This window comes from Mycobacterium gordonae (assembly GCF_002101675.1).
Classification (GTDB): domain Bacteria; phylum Actinomycetota; class Actinomycetes; order Mycobacteriales; family Mycobacteriaceae; genus Mycobacterium; species Mycobacterium gordonae.
Genome location: NZ_LQOY01000081.1, coordinates 159,260 through 174,892, shown reverse-complemented (window position 1 = coordinate 174,892; position 15,633 = coordinate 159,260). Strand labels below are relative to the sequence as shown.

The following is a 15,633-nucleotide window of genomic DNA, read 5'->3' as shown; positions in this document are numbered from 1 at the left end:
CCTCGGCTCAGCCGGCGACCTGACCCGGCTCCGTGTACGGCGCACCCAGCCCGTGCACCGGACGGTACCCACGCTTACGCGCCTTACCGGCGGCATCCCGAATCATCTTGTAGAGCGCGAGGAATGCGGCGTGGTCGGTGGCTACGAACGGCGTCAGCAACCGGTTGTGCACGACGGAGAAGGCCACCCCGGTCTCCGGGTCATTCCAGCCGACCGAGCCGCCCAGGCCCACGTGACCGAAGCCGGGCATCACGTTGCCGATCGGCAGACTGTGGTAGCCCAGGTGGAATGCCATGGGTATGAAGAGATTGCGGTCCCGCTGACGGATTTTCTCACCCGTCAGCCCGGCGACCAGCCGACGCGACAGGAACTGGGTGCCGTCCACCTCTCCCCCGTTGGCGATCGCGCCGTACATCCGGGCCAGAGCTCGGGCCGTCACCACCCCGTTTGCCGCGGGCAGTTCCCCGTCCAGCATCGGCATGTCGCCCTGAACCGCCTTGATGACACCGGGGAAGTACATGGACCGGTACCCTCCGGAGAACTGGTTGGCGATCCGCTGCACCGCGCAGGTCAGGAGCCGGTTGGCCGCGATGTCCTGCGGCATGATGATCTCGGCCGCCCGGGTGGGTGATCCGGCCGGCGGGCGGCCCAAGTGGAAGCCGTCGGTACCCAGAGGTTCCGCCAGCTCCTCGCGGAACAGCACGCGCATGTCCTTCCCGGTGACCGCGCGGGCCAGGCCGGACATCAGCCACCCGAACGTCAGCGCGTGGTAGGCGGGTTGGCCCAGCAGCCGTCCCGGTGACGCCGCGGCCAGCCGCTCCTCCATCAGGACGTGGTCCAGCAACTCTTCCTGGGTGGCTCCGCGCAGACCGGACAGGCCGGCGGTGTGCTTCATCACTTCGCGCACCGTCATGTTCGCCTTGCCGTTGGCGCCGAAGGCGTGCCAGTACTCGGCGACCGGGGCGTCGTAGTCGATGAGTCCGCGGTCAGCCAGGCGGTGAATCACCGTGGCCGCCATGCCTTTGGTCGCCGAGAACACCATGGGCGCGGAGTCCGCCGACCACGGCACCTTGCCGTCTCGGTCAGCCCACCCCTTCCAGACATCGACGACGGGCTGCCCGTCGAGATAGACCGCCAGCGCCCCACCGCCGAAGCGATGACCAGGGAACATGGTGGAGAAAGCACGAACGACGCAACCAAAGTGGGAGTCCGCGGCGCCGAACACACCATGCCCTGCGTCTGGGGCATCGTGAGAAGGGACAGCGCGGCGATCGACTCCGATGTCTACCGTCACGAGATTAAATTTACTTTGCTTTCGTAGAGTCCACGGGCAAACAAGGACAAAGTTACCTTTCCGTTAGGGCGTCGCTATCTGAAGTATTTGCTGGGCCGCTAGGGCCGGCGTCAGCTCGCCGTCGCGGACCTGACGTTCCACGTCCCGACGGATCTTGCGGACCTCGGGATTGGACATCACCCGGTCCAAGACCGTGTCGCGCACCATCTGCCAGGTCCAGTCGACCTGCTGCTCGCGCCGCCGCGCCTCGAACTTGCCGGCTTCGGTAAGCACTTCGCGGTGCTTCTCGATGGTTTCCCACAGCTCGGACAGACCCGTGCCCTCCACCGCGCTCATCGTGAGAACTGGTGGCCGCCAGAGCGATTCGCGTGGGTGAATCAACCTCATCGCGCCCGACAGTTCGCGGGCGGCGATCCGCGCGTCCTTGAGGTGCTCGCCGTCGGCCTTGTTGACCACCACGATGTCGGCGAGCTCCAACACGCCTTTCTTGATGCCCTGCAACTGATCCCCGGCGCGTGCGAGCGTGAGCAGAACGAAAGTGTCGACCATGTTGGCCACCGTCACCTCGGACTGCCCGACGCCGACGGTTTCGATCAGGATCACGTCAAAACCTGCCGCCTCCAACAGCACAACGGTTTCCCGGGTAGCCTTTGCCACTCCGCCGAGGGTTCCCGATGTCGGAGACGGCCGGATGTAGGCGTCGGGGTGCGTCGCCAGGCGTGCCATGCGGGTCTTGTCACCCAGAATCGAGCCGCCGGTCCGTGTCGAGGAGGGGTCGACTGCCAGCACCGCGACCTTGTGGCCGAGCCCGATCAGGTGCATCCCCAGCGCCTCGATCGTGGTGGACTTACCCACTCCCGGGACCCCCGTAATCCCCACCCGGTGCGCGTTGCCGGCATCCGGGAGCAGGGCCAGCAGCAGCTGCTGGGACCGCTCGCGATGGTCGGCGCGGGTCGATTCCAGCATGGTGATGGCCCGCGGCAGCGCGGCACGGTCCCCGGAGCGGATGGCGTTCGCCAGTTCCTCGACTGATGTCATCTAGGCGGTCCGCCCCGCGGTCGCGTCGACACTAAAATCAGGCACAAGACACGCCGAAGAGGGTGTGCGTAGTTTTAGTCTCGGCGAGCCGTTCACCGCAGCCACCCTGAGCGGACATAAGAGGCGCGAGCACACTAATCCAGGTCATATCCCAGCCGGTCGGCCAGCTTGTGCAGCAGGCCGATGGCGGAGTCGGCGATCACCGTCCCGGGCGGATAAATTGCGGCGGCACCCGCCTGGTACAGCTCGTCGAAGTCACCGGGTGGGATGACCCCGCCGACCACGATCATGATGTCCGGGCGTCCCACCTCGGCCAACGCGTCACGCAACGCCGGCACCAAGGTCAGGTGGCCGGCGGCCAGCGAGGACACCCCGACCACGTGCACGTCGTTGTCGGCGGCCTGCCGGGCGACCTCTTCGGGGGTGGAGAACAACGACCCGACGTCGACGTCGAAGCCGATGTCGGCGAACGCCGTCGCGATCACCTTCTGACCGCGGTCGTGGCCGTCCTGGCCCATCTTGGCGATCAGGATCCGGGGTCGCCGGCCGTCGGCCTCGGCGAATTTCTCGACGAGTTCGGTCGCTTTGGCGATATTGGGGGCCTTTCCCACCTCGTCACGGTAGACCCCGGCGATGGTGCGGATCTCAGCCTGGTGACGCCCGTAGACCTTCTCCAGCGCATCCGAGATCTCGCCCACCGTCGCCTTGGCGCGCGCCGCGTTGATCGCCAGCGCCATCAGATTGTTGCCCAGCCCGTCGTCACCGGCGGGGCCGCTTGCCGAAGCGGCGCGACTCAGCTCGGCCAGGGCGGCCTCGACCGCCGCTGCGTCCCGATTCGCCCGCAGCTCTTCGAGTTTGGCCAACTGCTCGGCGCGCACCCGGCTGTTCTCGACCTTGAGCACCTCGATCTCTTGGTCCTCGACCACCTGGTACTTGTTGACCCCGATCACCGGCTGCTGCCCGGAATCGATCCGCGCCTGAGTGCGGGCGGCCGCTTCCTCGATGCGCAGCTTCGGGATGCCCTCGCCGATCGCCTGAGCCATGCCGCCGTACTCTGCGACCTCTTCAATGTGGGCACGCGCCTTCTGCGCCAGCTGGTGAGTCAGCCACTCCACGTAATACGAACCGGCCCAGGGATCGATCGGCCGGGTGGTGCCAGACTCCTGCTGCAGCACCAGCTGAGTGTTGCGCGCGATACGGGCGGAGAAGTCCGTGGGCAGCGCCAGCGCTTCGTCCAGGGCGTTGGTGTGCAGCGACTGGGTGTGCCCCTGCGTCGCGGCCATCGCTTCGATGCAGGTGCGGGCGACGTTGTTGAACACATCCTGGGCGGTCAACGACCAGCCCGAGGTCTGCGAATGGGTGCGCAGCGACAGGGATTTCGCGCTCTTGGGCTCGAACTTCGCGACCAGCTCGCTCCAGAGCAGCCGACCGGCCCGCAGCTTGGCGACCTCCATGAAGAAGTTCATGCCGATGCCCCAGAAGAAGGACAGTCGTGGTGCGAACTTGTCGATGTCCAGGCCGGCGTCCAGGCCCGCCTTGATGTACTCGACACCGTCGGCCAGGGTATAGGCCAGCTCCAAATCGGCTGTCGCACCGGCTTCTTGGATGTGATATCCGGAGATCGAGATGGAGTTGAACTTCGGCATCTTGGCACTGGTGTAAGCGAAGATGTCGGAGATGATCCGCATCGACGGCTTGGGCGGGTAGATGTAGGTGTTGCGGACCATGAACTCTTTGAGGATGTCGTTCTGGATGGTGCCGGCCAGCTTCTCCGGCGGCACCCCCTGCTCCTCGGCGGCCACCACGTACAGCGCCAGGATCGGCAGCACCGCGCCGTTCATCGTCATCGACACCGATACCGCAGACAGGTCGATGCCGTCGAACAGCTGACGCATGTCGAGGATGGAATCGATTGCCACACCGGCCATTCCGACATCACCCTGCACCCGCGGATGGTCGGAGTCGTAGCCGCGGTGGGTAGCCAGGTCGAAAGCCACCGACAGCCCCTTCTGGCCCGCGGCCAGGTTGCGGCGGTAGAAGGCGTTGGACTCGGCGGCGGTGGAGAACCCGGCGTATTGCCGAATGGTCCACGGCTGGTTGACGTACATCGTCGGATAGGGACCGCGCAGGAACGGCACCTCGCCCGGAAATGTGTTGAGCGGGTAGCCTTCTTCGCCGGCCGCAGCCCGGTCCTCGGCAATGTACACGGGTTTGACGTCGATGCCTTCCGGCGTCTGCCACTGCAGCTGATCGGGGCTGTACCAATGTGCCTTGGCTGCGGCAGCGACGTGCTCTTCGACAGCGGCGGCCGTAGGTTTCGGAGCGCTCCGTTCACTGTGCAGCGGAACGTCGGCGAAGCTTCCGATAGAGGGGACGGTGGCTGTCATGGTTATGCCCCCAACCTGGTGAGCAGATTCGAAAGCGCTTCGACTGCATTGATTTTCGCGGTCAGAAATTCGTCGGGCCGGTGCTCGACCCCGGCCACCACCTTTTCCGGGCCGGCCAGGCACACCCACTCGATGCCGGCGTCGTGCGCGGCCTGCACCACACCGGACACCTCGTCGGGGTAGCGCTTGTCGGTCCCACAGATCACCGCCGCCCTGGGCGACCCCGCCGCCAGGGCGGCCTGCGCGACGCCCGCGGCGTCGACGGTGCCGGGGTTGATCGCCTCAATGCCGCCGGAGGCCAACAGGTTTGCCGCGAAGGTGGTGCGGACGTTGTGTTCGGCCAACGGTCCCAGCGGCAGCAGCAACACCTGCGGGCGCGCGTCGTGCTCGGCGAGGTAGGCGTCCGAGCGGTCGCGCAGCGCCTCGAATTCGGCGGCGTAGCGCAGCACATGGCCTGCTCTGCCGAGTGAATCACCTTGCGGCAGCGGTGCTTCGCCGAGGTTCGGGAATTCGTTAACGCCGGTGATTGCGATTCGGCGGTGCGCGATGTCGTCGGCGCGCCGGGCAGCCAGCTCGCCGATCTGGGCGGCCAGGTAGTCGTGCGCATCGACGAACCCGCCGTGCGACTCGATGGACTGGAAGTGCTCCCAGGCCCGCTCGGCCAGCTGCTTGGTGACGTCCTCGACGAACCACGACCCGCCGGCCGGGTCGAGGACCCGCCCCACGTGCGACTCCTCGAGCAGCAGCAACTGGGTGTTGCGGGCGATCCGGCGCGCGAAGCTGGTGGCCGTGCCCGGCCAGCCGCCGGGGATGGACACGTCGAAGGCGTAGACCAGCACGGTGTCGGCGCCGCCGACACCCGCGCCGAAGGCCGCGAGCGTGCACCGCAGCATGTTCACCCACGGGTCGCGCTGGGTCATCATGGGCAACGACGTCTCCGCGTGCACGACGGCCGCGCCGCTGTCGGGATCGCCGGCCACCTCGGCCACCCGCGCCCACAACTGACGCACGGCACGCATCTTGGCCAAGGTCATGAACTGGTCGTCGTCGGCGGCAAGCCGGAAGCTGATCTGGCGCAGCGCCTGCTGCTCCGGCAGCCCGGCTTCGGTGAGCGCCCTCAAGTAGGCGACCGCCGCCGCGATCGTCGCGCCGAGTTCCCAGGCGGCGGTGGCGCCGAGATTGTGGAAAGCAGGTCCGTCGACGGTGATCGCCCGCACGCCCTGCTGGTCCGCGGCGCGTTTCGCCACCGCGACGACGTCGTCGAGCGTCGGGGCGTCGCGCTCGCTGAGCGTCGCGGTCAGCGGGTCGGCGCCCAAATCCACCGACACCAGCGCGCGCTGATCGGCCTCCACCTGCTCAGCCAGCGCAAACATGGCGTCGGCGGCCGCGACGTAGTCGGCCCCGGCGTCGACGATGACCGGAGCCATGCTCAGGTACACACCGTCGAGCAGCCCCGCCAGCTGCTCGGGAGCCACACCTGACTCCCCGACCCGCAGCAGCAGCCCGCTGACCCCCTCGCCGAGCGCGGCCAGCAACGCCCCGTTGGCCTCACCTACCGACACCCCGGGCAGGGGGAACGCCTCGACGACCTTCCAGCCGGACTTGACGTCGCGCGATGGGTCACCGCCGCGCACGAATGGCCATTGCCCGGGCAGCGGCGGCTCGGGCAATTCGTCGAATGCGGTGTAGAGCGGCCGGATGACGAACCCGTCGTAGGTCGGGGTCTCTAGGCGCTGCTCCGGGTGATCGCCCAGCTCGGCGGGATCGACTCGGGCGCTCTTGGCCAACACACCGGCAACCGCACTGCGCCAGCGCCCGCGAACCTGTTCTAGGTCGGCGAGTTCGGGTACGTCAATGGACACCGATTTACTCCTGTTTCCGCAGCAATAGGCAGTCTTGCTTCGGCTCACTTCCGGCTTGTCGCTTAGCTAATAAGGCTAATTGATGGGCACCAAATTTTAGGAATCGAGGTGCCGCCGAGCGGAACACCACCGCGACGAAACGCCAGCCCCGGGAAACTCGATATTCATTTTCGCCCCGTACGCTTGATAGCCGTGACGACCGCCGCGATCAGCAAAACCACCGATACGGTGCGCGGCATCGCCATCGCTCTGATCTCGGCGGCGCGTCAGGCATCGGTGCCGCGACTTATCGCAACCGTGGTGGGAATCACAGTCCTGGTTGCGGTGGCCCTGCTGGTCCCGCTGCCCACGGCGATGGAAATGCGTGACTGGGCCCGCTCGCTGGGACCATGGTTCCCGCTGGTGTTCTGGCTGGTGCACATCGTCGTCACCGTGCCGCCCTTCCCCCGCACCGCGTTCACCCTGGCGGCCGGCCTGCTGTTCGGACCGGTGATCGGCGTGGCCATCGCGGTGACGGCCAGCACCGCCAGCGCGGTCCTGGCGACGCTGCTGATCCGCGCGACCGGTTGGCGGCTGAACCGTCTGGTGCGCAGCCGCACGATCGGGCGACTCGATCAGCGACTGCGCGAGCGGGGTTGGCTGGCCATCCTGTCGCTACGGTTCATTCCTTTCGTACCGTTCTCGGCGATCAACTACGCCGCCGGCGCCTCGGCAGTGCGGGTGATGCCCTACACCTGGTCGACGGTGGCCGGCCTGTTGCCCGGCACCGCGGCCGTGGTGATCCTGGGCAACGCGTTCGCCGGCGACGCCAACCCGCTGATGGTCCTGGTGTCGGTGTGCACCGGAGCCCTCGGGTTGTGCGGGCTGGGTTACGAGATCCGCCAGTATCGGCAGCACCACAAGCACACGGCCGAGCCGGCGCCCCTTCCGGAACCCGAGCACGAACCAGCGGTCACGTTCTGACGGCTCCGTCCCCCGCGTAGGGTCATTTCTGATGTCACAGGCGCAGTTCGTGCGCACAATCGTGCTGCTGGCCGGAGCATTCCTGTCGGCGGTCGTAGCGTCATGGCCGTTGCTGGCGCGCGGGCAGTCGCGTATCTACAGCTGGCGATTGTCGGCGGTCGCACTGTTGAGCGCGGCAGCGTTTGTGGTCGCCATCTTCCTCCCGGGAGTCAGGAAGCCCGTCGCGCAGCCCCTCGTGGATCTGCCCTCGTTACCCACCATCGGGCCCGGCACCGCCGTCGCTGTCACCTTCGCTGACGGGACTGGCGGAATGGCATGCACCGCAGGATTTCTGGTGCGCACCACCAGCGGCGAGACCGGAGTGCTCACCGCAGGACACTGCAACAAGCCGGGCGAGGCCAGCCGGGTGAGCATGAATTCCGGCGGCGGCCCTTACAAGAGTGTGGGGACGTTCACTCAGACCGTCAGCGAGGGCACCCGCGGCGAGGCCCACGACATCGGACTCATCAGCCTGGACTCCGACACCGTTGCGCGCAGCGCGTCCATTGCCGGCTCGATGCCGGTCGCCCGGGTTGCCAACGACGTGCAGGTCGGGCAGCAGCTGTGCAAATTCGGCATGAAGACCGGCCGGGTCGAATGCGGGCAGGTCACCGAGGTCACCGAGAGCAAGGTGGTGTTCTTGGCGGCCAGCCAGTGCGGCGACTCCGGCGGGCCCGTCTACCTCATCCAGCCCGACGGCGCGGCGGCCGTCGGCATCCACATCCGCGGGGGGCGTCAGAACGACCCCAATCCCGGATGCTCAGCTCCTGCAACGTTTTCCATCGCCGAACTGGTGCGGCCCTGGCTCGACCAGTGGGGCCTGACCGTGGTGACCGGTTGACTCGGCACTTTCCCTGACGGCCGGATACCCAGCCGTCACTGCAATGCCGATGTGGACACCGGCAGACTCAGCCGGAACTGTGCGCCCCCGTCGTGCGGAAGACACACCAGGTCACCGCCGTGCGCACGCGCCAGCGCCCGGGCGATCGGGAGTCCCAGCCCGGCACCACCGTGGTCGCGGGCGCGTCCGGCGTCCAGACGCACCAGCCGCTCGAAGACGCGGTAACGCTCGTCGTCGGGGATGCCCGGGCCGGTGTCGGTCACCGTCACCTGAGCCGCTCCGGGGTCCGCAGTCACCTCGATGGTGATGGCGCCGTCGGCCGGGGTGTGCCGGCGGGCGTTGTCCAGCAGGTTGGACAGGATTTGCGCGACGCGCGTCGGGTCCGCCTGGATCGACAGCTTCTCCAATCCGGTACGCACGATCGACAGTTGGGGAGCCAGCATCGCGGCCCGCTGTGCTTCCGCGTCGACGATAGCGGCCAGGTCGGTGCCGTGGATGTCCAGCGGCAGCCCGGCGTCGATGCGGCTGAGATCCAGCATGTCGGCGACCAGCCGGCCCGCCCGTCGCGCATCGGACTGCAGCAGGCTGGCTCGCCGGTACTGCGGACTGGCTTGCGAGTCGGCCTCGTGGGCGGCGAGCTGTTCAGCGGCGGCCTGCATGCCCGCGATCGGGGTACGCAACTCGTGCGCGGCGTCGACCAGGAATTGGCGGGTCGCGGCTTCGGCCCGCTGGGCGGCCTCGGCGGCCTGCTGCGCGCGTTGCTCGGAGTCTTCCAAAACGTCCAGCATTCCGTCGAAAGCACTTGCCGCCCGGCCTAACTCGGTGTCGGTACGAGACGGGCGCAACCGCCGGCCGCGGTCGCCGGTGGCGATGTCCTGGGCTAGGGTGGTCAACCGGTCCAAGGGCCGCAGGGCCGCCTTGCTGACGACAATGAGCAACAGCGCCGCCACCACGAGTGTCACCAATCCGGCACCGATCATCAGTTGCCGCAGCTGTCGGGTCACCTGGGTGGTCTGCGTGGTATCGGCGACCAGAATCAGCCGGGCGCCATCGGGCAACGGGTGCACCACCACCGTGGCCGTGCCGTCAGGCGGCGGCCCGGGCGGTGGCATCGGCATCGGTGGCGGTCCCGATAGCGATCCCGACGGCGGAATGGGCATCGGCCCCGGCGGGGGACCGAACGGAGGCGGCGGCCCGGGCGGCGGCACCACTGAACCGGCTTTGATGTCAGGGCTGATGCCGGGGTCGCCGTAGGTGGCACCGTCTGCCATGACCACCAGAGCCCGCACGGTGCCGCCATTCAACTGGGCAGCCAGCAGATCGGGCGAAGTGTTGGCGGCGACCAGGGCGTCGGCGCGCGAGGTGGCGGCCAGCAGCCGATCGTGCAGGCTGCGACGGGCCTGCAGGCCGAGGCTGACGTCGATCGTCACCCCGAGCACCGCCAGCAGGACGGCCAGCAGAGCCACCACCAGCAGCACCACCCGACGCTGCAGTGACGGGGTGGCGGTGGTGGGGTCGGCGGTCATGATCGCTGCGGTTGCAGGCGGTAGCCGATGCCGCGCACGGTCTGCACAATGCGGGGCCCGTGAGTCTCGAGTTTGCGCCGCAGACTACTGACGTGCACCTGCACCAGGTTGGCGTCGTAGGCGTCATAACCCCACACCGCATTGAGAATCTGGTTGGCACTGACGATCCGGCCCCGCTGTTCGATCAGGAACGTCAGCAGGCGCAGTTCGGTGGCGGTGAGGTCCAGCGGGTGTCCGTCGCGGGCCGCCACGCCGGCCTCGGCGTCCAGGATCACGTCGCCGAACCGCACCACCGCGGCTACCCGCCCTCGTCGCCGCAGCACGGCGCCCACCCGCGACACCAGCTCGGCGAGCTCGAAGGGTTTGACGACGTAGTCGTCTGCGCCGCCGTCGAGGCCACGTAACCGGTCCGGCAGCCCGTCGCGGGCGGTGATCAACACGATCCCCACGTCACCGTACTCGCGGACGACGTCGATGAGCTCGAATCCGTCCCGGCCCGGCAGCATCACGTCGAGCACTACCAGGTCAGGCCGCAGACCCGCCAGTGTTTCTTCCAATTCCGTTCCGTCGCAACGGGTGTCGGCGTGATACCCGGCATCGGTCAACGCCTCGCTGACCATTTCGCGGATGGTTTCGGAGTCCTCGACGATCAGGACGCGCGGCGTGCCGACACTGAACTGATCCGCCGTCATGCCCTCATTCTTAGTCGCGATCGTGACGTGCCCGCGAATTTGCGGCGGTATTTCACGGTGACGGCGCACAATCCCCCTATGAACTCCGAGGGCACGAACATCCCAGCACCTTCTCGTCGGTATTCCACCGGCGCGCTGGTCGGCGCCGGGCTGGCCGGCGTGGCCCTCGGCGCGGCGGCCGCGTTCGCGGTGACCGGCCTGGTCTTCACCGTCCGCGTCGAGCTGCCCCCGCCGCCCTACCCCCAGTTCTCGTCGACGCCGGTGCCGCCTCCGGCCCCGTCCAGCGTCGCGCCCACATCGGCGTCGCCCGGCCTGTTGCCCGAGCGGCCGTCGCCGCCGTTGCCGCCGGGGCCGCCGGGGCCGCCCTGATTCTTCAGATCCACTTCAAGTTCGGCTTCTACCGTCGCAGTTACCACAAATCCGACGACGTGAGGAGTCGCATGACCTCCGACGACACCACGACGACTGACCCGTCAGCCGCCATGCCCGCTGCGCCCGTTGCACCCGCTGCGCCTGTACTGGCGGAGAAGCGCCGGCATTCCACGCGTGTGGTGCTAGGCGCCGGGCTCGTTGGCGGGCTCTTCGGTGCTTTCTTCACCGCTGGGGCCGCTTTCTTGATCATGACCTTCGGCTTCGGGCCTCCTCCCCCGCCACCGCGGCCGGGGTTCGGCCCGGCCGGTGTATCGCACTACGGCTTCATGCCGCCCGGCGGTCCTGGCGGGCCGGGCGGTCCCGGTGGACCGATGGCCGGACCTAGAGGTCCGCTCGGCATGGCACCGCCCATGGGCCCGGGCGGGCCCGGGATGCGGCCGCCGTTCCCCGGCCCGATGGGGCCCGGTGGGCAGCAGCCGCCTGGACAGGTGCCGGCACCGCCTTCGGCCGCGCCGAGCGCGTCGCCGACCGCGCCCCGGTAGTTCCTCCCTCCGCTGACCGCGAGGGTGCGCTAACTGCCACGCCCACCGGCGTGTCGCCGTATCTAAGCGCACCCTCGACGGCCAGGGGCCCCAAGACGAAGCGCGTGGCGCATTCGATAAGAGGGCTGCCGCCGATGGTCGGGCTGCGGCTGGACTAGCTGCCCTCGGGTCCCTTTGCAGTCATCGCCGCGAACAGCGCCAGGAAGAACACGGCCGGCAGCGCATTGGCCACCTTGTCCCGCACCCGGATGTGGGCGCCCACAGCCAGCACGAAATAAACGGTCAGCATCGCCGTGGTCAGCCTGGCCAGCCCCGGGAAGCGGGTGACCGACGCCAAACCCACGGCCGCGGCTGCCTTCACCACCGGCAAGACAGGGCGGACGTTCTCGGGCACTTCGACGGTGTCCAACACCTTCTTGATCGGAGGCACCGGAATGGCACATGCGACGGCGTCGACGGCATGGAACGCCGCCAGCGCCGCATAGGTCTTCGGCGAAGTCAAAGTGCTCATCCGGCAATCCTATTGACGCAACTCCGGGGGCGCGCCCAGCGGGCGGTCCACCGGCTTGTTGGCAATCGCCTCAGCCTTGGCAACCGCCTGGGCGACCGTCGGATCGGTCTCCGTGGAGAACCAGTCCGCAACCTCGGCATCGTCGGCGTCGGCCGCGTGCCTGGGTGGCTCGTCAATCGGAGACGGCTCGAACCGGAACACCCCGTCCTCGCCGGGCTTGCCCAGCAGGCGGGTGAAGCCCTGCAATGCCGCGTTGAAATCGCTGGGCACCACCCACACCTTGTTGGCATCCCCGCGCGCCATCTCCGGCAGGGTCTGCAGGTACTGGTAGGCCAGCATTTCGGGCGTGGGCCGACCGGCTTTGATGGCAGCAAACGTCTTCTCGATGGCCTTGGCCTGACCTTGCGCTCGCAGATATGCAGCGGCGCGCTCGCCCTGGGCCCGCAGCACGCGGGACTGCCGATCCGCCTCGGCGGACAAAATCGCAGCCTGCTTGGCGCCCTCGGCGGCCAGAATCTGGGACGCCTTCTGGCCTTCAGCCTGCATGATCGCGGCTTGCCGAGTGCCCTCAGCCGTCAGGATCATCGCGCGCTTCTCACGGTCGGCCTTCATCTGCTTTTCCATGGAGGCCTGAATCGACGGTGGCGGGTCGATGCTGCGCAACTCCACCCGGGCGACCCGCAGCCCCCAGCGGCCAGTCGCCTCGTCGAGCACGCCGCGCAGCTGAGCGTTGATCTGGTCGCGGGAGGTCAACGTCTGCTCGAGGGTCATCCCGCCGACCACGTTGCGCAGCGTGGTGGTGGTCAGCTGCTCGACGCCGACGATGTAGTTGCTGATCTCGTAGACCGCCGCCTGCGGCACGGTGACCTGGAAGTAGACGACCGTGTCGATGTTGAGGGTCAAGTTGTCTTCGGTGATGACGGGCTGCGGCGGGAACGACACCACCCGCTCACGCAGGTCCACCCGGGCGCGGACGCGGTCGATGAACGGCACCAACAGCGTCAGCTGACCGCTGACCGTACGGCTGTAGCGACCCAACCGCTCGATGACCGCGGCCTCGGCCTGCGGAATCAACGCAACCGATTTCGCCACCACGATGATCGCGAAGATCACCAGAACGGCCAGCAACACCAAACCAGCTACCGCACCTTCCACCGGGATTCCCTTTCTCGAAAGCCCTACAGATTTTGAAAGACCACCGCGGTGGCCCCCTCGATTCTCACCACGGTGACCGACTGTCCTGGCTCGTAGACGTCGCCTTCGTTGAGCGGGCGCGCGGTCCACACCTGGCCGTCCAGCTTCACCTGACCCTCATCCCGGGCCACCCGGTCCAGCACCAGCGCGTTCTTGCCTTCAAGGGCCTTGATGCCCAGCGGCGGCACCTTGGCTGGCAGCAGCCGCCGGCGCAGCGTGGGGCGTACCACCGAAAGCAGCAGCACGGAGACGATGAGAAACACCAGTCCGTCGGCCCATATCGGCCAGTCGGTGAGCCAGCTGGTGCCGGCCGCGGCCAGCGCGCCGCCGCCCAGCATCAACAGGAACATGTCTCCGGTGAGCGCTTCGGCACCGGCGAGCACCAGTGCGGCGATCAGCCAGATCAGCGCTGCGGGCATGGGCACAGAATACGCGTGATCCACCCCGATGGCGGCGAACAACTACACTGCGTGGTCATGTGGTGCCCAAGTGTTTCGCTCTCCATGTGGGCCAACGCCTGGCTCGCCGGCAAGGCCGCACCCGACGACGTCCTGGACGCGTTATCACTATGGGCGCCAAAGCAATCGGTTGCCGCCTATGATGCGGTCGCTGCGGGCCACACGGGTCTGCCCTGGCCCGACGTGAGCGACGCGGGTACGGTGTGCCTGCTTCAGACGTTGCGCGGCGCGGTCGGCCGCTCTACGGGGTCGCTGCGCGGCACGATCAACGTGGTCCTGCCGGTGCCCGGGGACGTGCGCGGGCTGTTCGCCGGAACGCAGTTCGCAACCGACGCGCTAGTCGCTGGTGAAGCAGTGATCATCGGCAATCCGGCGGACCCGCGAACGGCGATCGGCCTTGTTCCCGATTTCACCTATAGTGACGGCGAAGACACCGACGAGGCGGGCGAACCCGAATTGTGTGCGCTCACATGGATGGTGTATTCGTTGCCCGGCGTTCCGGCCTTCGACTACCACGATCTCGGCGGGGCCGAATACGAGCTGCGGTCCGCGGTGCGCTCGGCCGCCGACGCCCTGGGCGTCATGGGTCTGGGATCATCCAGCGGTGTCGACAATCCCCGCGGCCTGGTCGATCAATTGTTGGAATCGCAACGCCAGCACCGGGTTCCCGATCATGCACCGACGCGCGCGCTGCGCGTGCTGGAGAACGCGGCTCATGTCGACGCGATCATCGCTGTCAGCGCCGGGCTCAGCCGGCTACCCGACCGCATGACCGCTGCACCGGAACTGATTGGCACCCAATCCTCGTCAGAGGGTCAGATCGCCAATGAGGCGTTGCGGCCGTTGACCGCCGTGGTGCGGTCGGCCCGGATGGCAGCGGTGGACGCGATCCTGCATTCGGCCTGGACGGACTAGCCTGCCGCGCAGTGCGGCGGACGGCACGGTTCGCCGTCCACGCTGCTCAGACAACCCGGCTCCGGCCGCGGCCCGGCGATTCGCACCGGCTCGCGGCCGTCGCGTAGTTCGTCGATCAAATCGATCGCCAGCCGGGCAAATCGAGGATCCGCATTCGGCGTGCCCGCGCGAGCGAGCGTAACCCCCAGTTCGTGGGCCTGCAGCCGTAATTCGTGGTCGAGATCCCACACGACCTCGATGTGGTCGGCGACAAAGCCGATGGGACAGACGATCACGGCTCGGGTACCGGCACCGGCCAAGGCGGCTAGATGGTCGCCGACATCCGGCTCGAGCCACGGCACCTGCGGTGGGCCCGAGCGCGACTGCCACACCAGATCGTGCTCGGCATATCCGGCCGCTGACGCGACAAGCCTTGCCGCATAGGCGACCTGGCGGCTGTACAGGTTGGGTCCGCAGCGCTGATCGGCGCCAGTGGGTACGGAGTGGGCGGTGAAGACCAGGCGGGCATCGTCCGGCACGGTCTGGGCCGCGGCGGTGACCGATTCGGCGAACATCTCGATGAAGAGCGGGTGGTCGAAATAGGTGCGCAGCTTGACCAGCTGCGGCGCCCCGGCGCCGACCGCGGACCGCGCTCGGGCGATGTCCTCGACGTACTGGGAGCAGCTCGAGTAGCCGCTCCAGGCCGAGGTGGTGAACGTGGCCGCACGCCGAATACCGTTGTCGCGCATGGCTGCGACGGTGTCCTCGATGTAGGGCGCCCAGTTCCGGTTGCCGAAATACACCGGCAGGTCCTGTTGCCGCTGCAGCTCGGCGATCAGCTCCCGGTTGATGCCGTTGATCGGTGAGACGCCGCCGAAATGCAGGTAATGCTCGGCGACGTCATCGAGCCGTTCCGGTGGCACGTTCCTGCCGCGGGTGACGTTCTCCAGGAACGGCCGGACCTGTTCGGGCCCTTCCGGCCCGCCGAACGACAGCAGCAGGACCGCATCAAATTGCATT

General features: G+C 67.8%; 14 protein-coding genes and 1 pseudogene. 5 read left to right on the top strand and 10 right to left on the bottom strand.

Features of this window, described 5'->3' with window-relative positions:
* Positions 1 to 7: 7 nt before the first annotated feature.
* The 4 genes from lipL to mutA all read right to left on the bottom strand — a co-directional run bounded on the left by lipL (position 8) and on the right by mutA (position 6,581).
* On the bottom strand, positions 8 to 1,294 hold the full coding sequence (lipL, locus tag AWC08_RS13800) for an esterase/beta-lactamase LipL (protein WP_069434430.1): 1,287 nt from the start codon (positions 1,292 to 1,294) through the stop codon (positions 8 to 10).
* A gap of 63 nt (positions 1,295 to 1,357) precedes the next feature.
* A complete protein-coding gene (meaB, locus tag AWC08_RS13795) occupies positions 1,358 to 2,332 on the bottom strand; it encodes a methylmalonyl Co-A mutase-associated GTPase MeaB (RefSeq protein ID WP_069434431.1) in 975 nt (324 codons plus the stop codon).
* Positions 2,333 to 2,466: 134 nt separating this feature from the next.
* Entirely contained in the window at positions 2,467 to 4,719 is a 2,253-nt protein-coding gene (scpA, locus tag AWC08_RS13790; RefSeq protein ID WP_069434432.1) for a methylmalonyl-CoA mutase, read from the bottom strand.
* A 2-nt stretch (positions 4,720 to 4,721) separates the two neighbouring features.
* Positions 4,722 to 6,581 carry a methylmalonyl-CoA mutase small subunit gene (mutA, locus tag AWC08_RS13785; RefSeq protein WP_069434433.1) on the bottom strand — a complete coding sequence of 620 codons (1,860 nt, stop codon included), beginning with the start codon at positions 6,579 to 6,581 and terminating at the stop codon, positions 4,722 to 4,724.
* A 192-nt stretch (positions 6,582 to 6,773) separates the two neighbouring features.
* Here mutA and AWC08_RS13780 point away from each other — a divergent pair, with 192 nt between their 5' ends.
* Entirely contained in the window at positions 6,774 to 7,544 is a 771-nt protein-coding gene (locus tag AWC08_RS13780; protein WP_085087878.1) for a TVP38/TMEM64 family protein, read from the top strand.
* Between the two features lie 31 nt (positions 7,545 to 7,575).
* The gene (locus AWC08_RS13775) at positions 7,576 to 8,424 is read left to right on the top strand and encodes a S1 family peptidase (RefSeq protein ID WP_065134359.1); all 849 of its coding nucleotides are present in this window, start codon (positions 7,576 to 7,578) and stop codon (positions 8,422 to 8,424) included.
* A gap of 35 nt (positions 8,425 to 8,459) precedes the next feature.
* Here AWC08_RS13775 and AWC08_RS13770 read toward each other — a convergent pair whose 3' ends face one another.
* Together AWC08_RS13770 and AWC08_RS13765 are read right to left on the bottom strand one after the other, a co-directional pair.
* Positions 8,460 to 9,950 carry a HAMP domain-containing sensor histidine kinase gene (locus AWC08_RS13770; protein WP_065134358.1) on the bottom strand — a complete coding sequence of 497 codons (1,491 nt, stop codon included), beginning with the start codon at positions 9,948 to 9,950 and terminating at the stop codon, positions 8,460 to 8,462.
* On the bottom strand, positions 9,947 to 10,642 hold the full coding sequence (locus AWC08_RS13765) for a response regulator transcription factor (protein WP_065134357.1): 696 nt from the start codon (positions 10,640 to 10,642) through the stop codon (positions 9,947 to 9,949). Before AWC08_RS13765 ends, AWC08_RS13770 begins: the two co-directional genes overlap by 4 nt.
* Before the next feature lie 78 nt (positions 10,643 to 10,720).
* On the opposite strand from AWC08_RS13765, the gene AWC08_RS13760 reads away from it, so the two are divergent.
* Entirely contained in the window at positions 10,721 to 11,011 is a 291-nt protein-coding gene (locus tag AWC08_RS13760) for a hypothetical protein (RefSeq protein WP_065134356.1), read from the top strand.
* A gap of 71 nt (positions 11,012 to 11,082) precedes the next feature.
* Positions 11,083 to 11,556: a hypothetical protein gene (locus AWC08_RS37480; protein ID WP_178132180.1), complete on the top strand. Its 474-nt coding sequence runs from the start codon at positions 11,083 to 11,085 to the stop codon at positions 11,554 to 11,556.
* A gap of 154 nt (positions 11,557 to 11,710) precedes the next feature.
* Here the strand turns inward: AWC08_RS37480 and AWC08_RS13750 are convergent, their stop codons facing one another.
* The 3 genes from AWC08_RS13750 to AWC08_RS13740 are packed head-to-tail and all read right to left on the bottom strand — an operon-like array spanning position 11,711 to position 13,680.
* Positions 11,711 to 12,067 (bottom strand): DoxX family protein, encoded by a 357-nt coding sequence (locus tag AWC08_RS13750; RefSeq protein ID WP_065134355.1) that lies wholly within the window; start codon positions 12,065 to 12,067, stop codon positions 11,711 to 11,713.
* A gap of 9 nt (positions 12,068 to 12,076) precedes the next feature.
* On the bottom strand, positions 12,077 to 13,222 hold the full coding sequence (locus AWC08_RS13745) for an SPFH domain-containing protein (protein WP_065134354.1): 1,146 nt from the start codon (positions 13,220 to 13,222) through the stop codon (positions 12,077 to 12,079).
* Between the two features lie 23 nt (positions 13,223 to 13,245).
* A complete protein-coding gene (locus AWC08_RS13740; RefSeq protein WP_065134353.1) occupies positions 13,246 to 13,680 on the bottom strand; it encodes an NfeD family protein in 435 nt (144 codons plus the stop codon).
* A gap of 57 nt (positions 13,681 to 13,737) precedes the next feature.
* Between AWC08_RS13740 and AWC08_RS13735 the strand changes: the two genes are divergently transcribed.
* Positions 13,738 to 14,634 (top strand): hypothetical protein, encoded by an 897-nt coding sequence (locus AWC08_RS13735; RefSeq protein WP_065134362.1) that lies wholly within the window; start codon positions 13,738 to 13,740, stop codon positions 14,632 to 14,634.
* Here the strand turns inward: AWC08_RS13735 and AWC08_RS13730 are convergent.
* Positions 14,606 to 15,632 (bottom strand): annotated as a pseudogene (locus tag AWC08_RS13730) (ferrochelatase); the annotation flags it as partial. The gene AWC08_RS13735 and the pseudogene AWC08_RS13730 sit on opposite strands and share 29 nt — an antisense overlap.
* Between the last annotated feature and the right edge of the window lies 1 nt (position 15,633).

What these genes read in the sequence shown, in the direction of transcription:
- meaB (WP_069434431.1), bottom strand. Translation starts at nt 2,332, where the DNA reads ATGACATCAGTCGAGGAACTGGCGAACGCCATCCGCTCCGGGGACCGT.
- scpA (WP_069434432.1), bottom strand. Translation starts at nt 4,719, where the DNA reads ATGACAGCCACCGTCCCCTCTATCGGAAGCTTCGCCGACGTTCCGCTG.
- AWC08_RS13775 (WP_065134359.1), top strand. Translation starts at nt 7,576, where the DNA reads ATGTCACAGGCGCAGTTCGTGCGCACAATCGTGCTGCTGGCCGGAGCA.
- AWC08_RS13770 (WP_065134358.1), bottom strand. Translation starts at nt 9,950, where the DNA reads ATGACCGCCGACCCCACCACCGCCACCCCGTCACTGCAGCGTCGGGTG.
- AWC08_RS13765 (WP_065134357.1), bottom strand. Translation starts at nt 10,642, where the DNA reads ATGACGGCGGATCAGTTCAGTGTCGGCACGCCGCGCGTCCTGATCGTC.
- AWC08_RS13760 (WP_065134356.1), top strand. Translation starts at nt 10,721, where the DNA reads ATGAACTCCGAGGGCACGAACATCCCAGCACCTTCTCGTCGGTATTCC.
- AWC08_RS37480 (WP_178132180.1), top strand. Translation starts at nt 11,083, where the DNA reads ATGACCTCCGACGACACCACGACGACTGACCCGTCAGCCGCCATGCCC.
- AWC08_RS13750 (WP_065134355.1), bottom strand. Translation starts at nt 12,067, where the DNA reads ATGAGCACTTTGACTTCGCCGAAGACCTATGCGGCGCTGGCGGCGTTC.
- AWC08_RS13740 (WP_065134353.1), bottom strand. Translation starts at nt 13,680, where the DNA reads ATGCCCGCAGCGCTGATCTGGCTGATCGCCGCACTGGTGCTCGCCGGT.
- AWC08_RS13735 (WP_065134362.1), top strand. Translation starts at nt 13,738, where the DNA reads ATGTGGTGCCCAAGTGTTTCGCTCTCCATGTGGGCCAACGCCTGGCTC.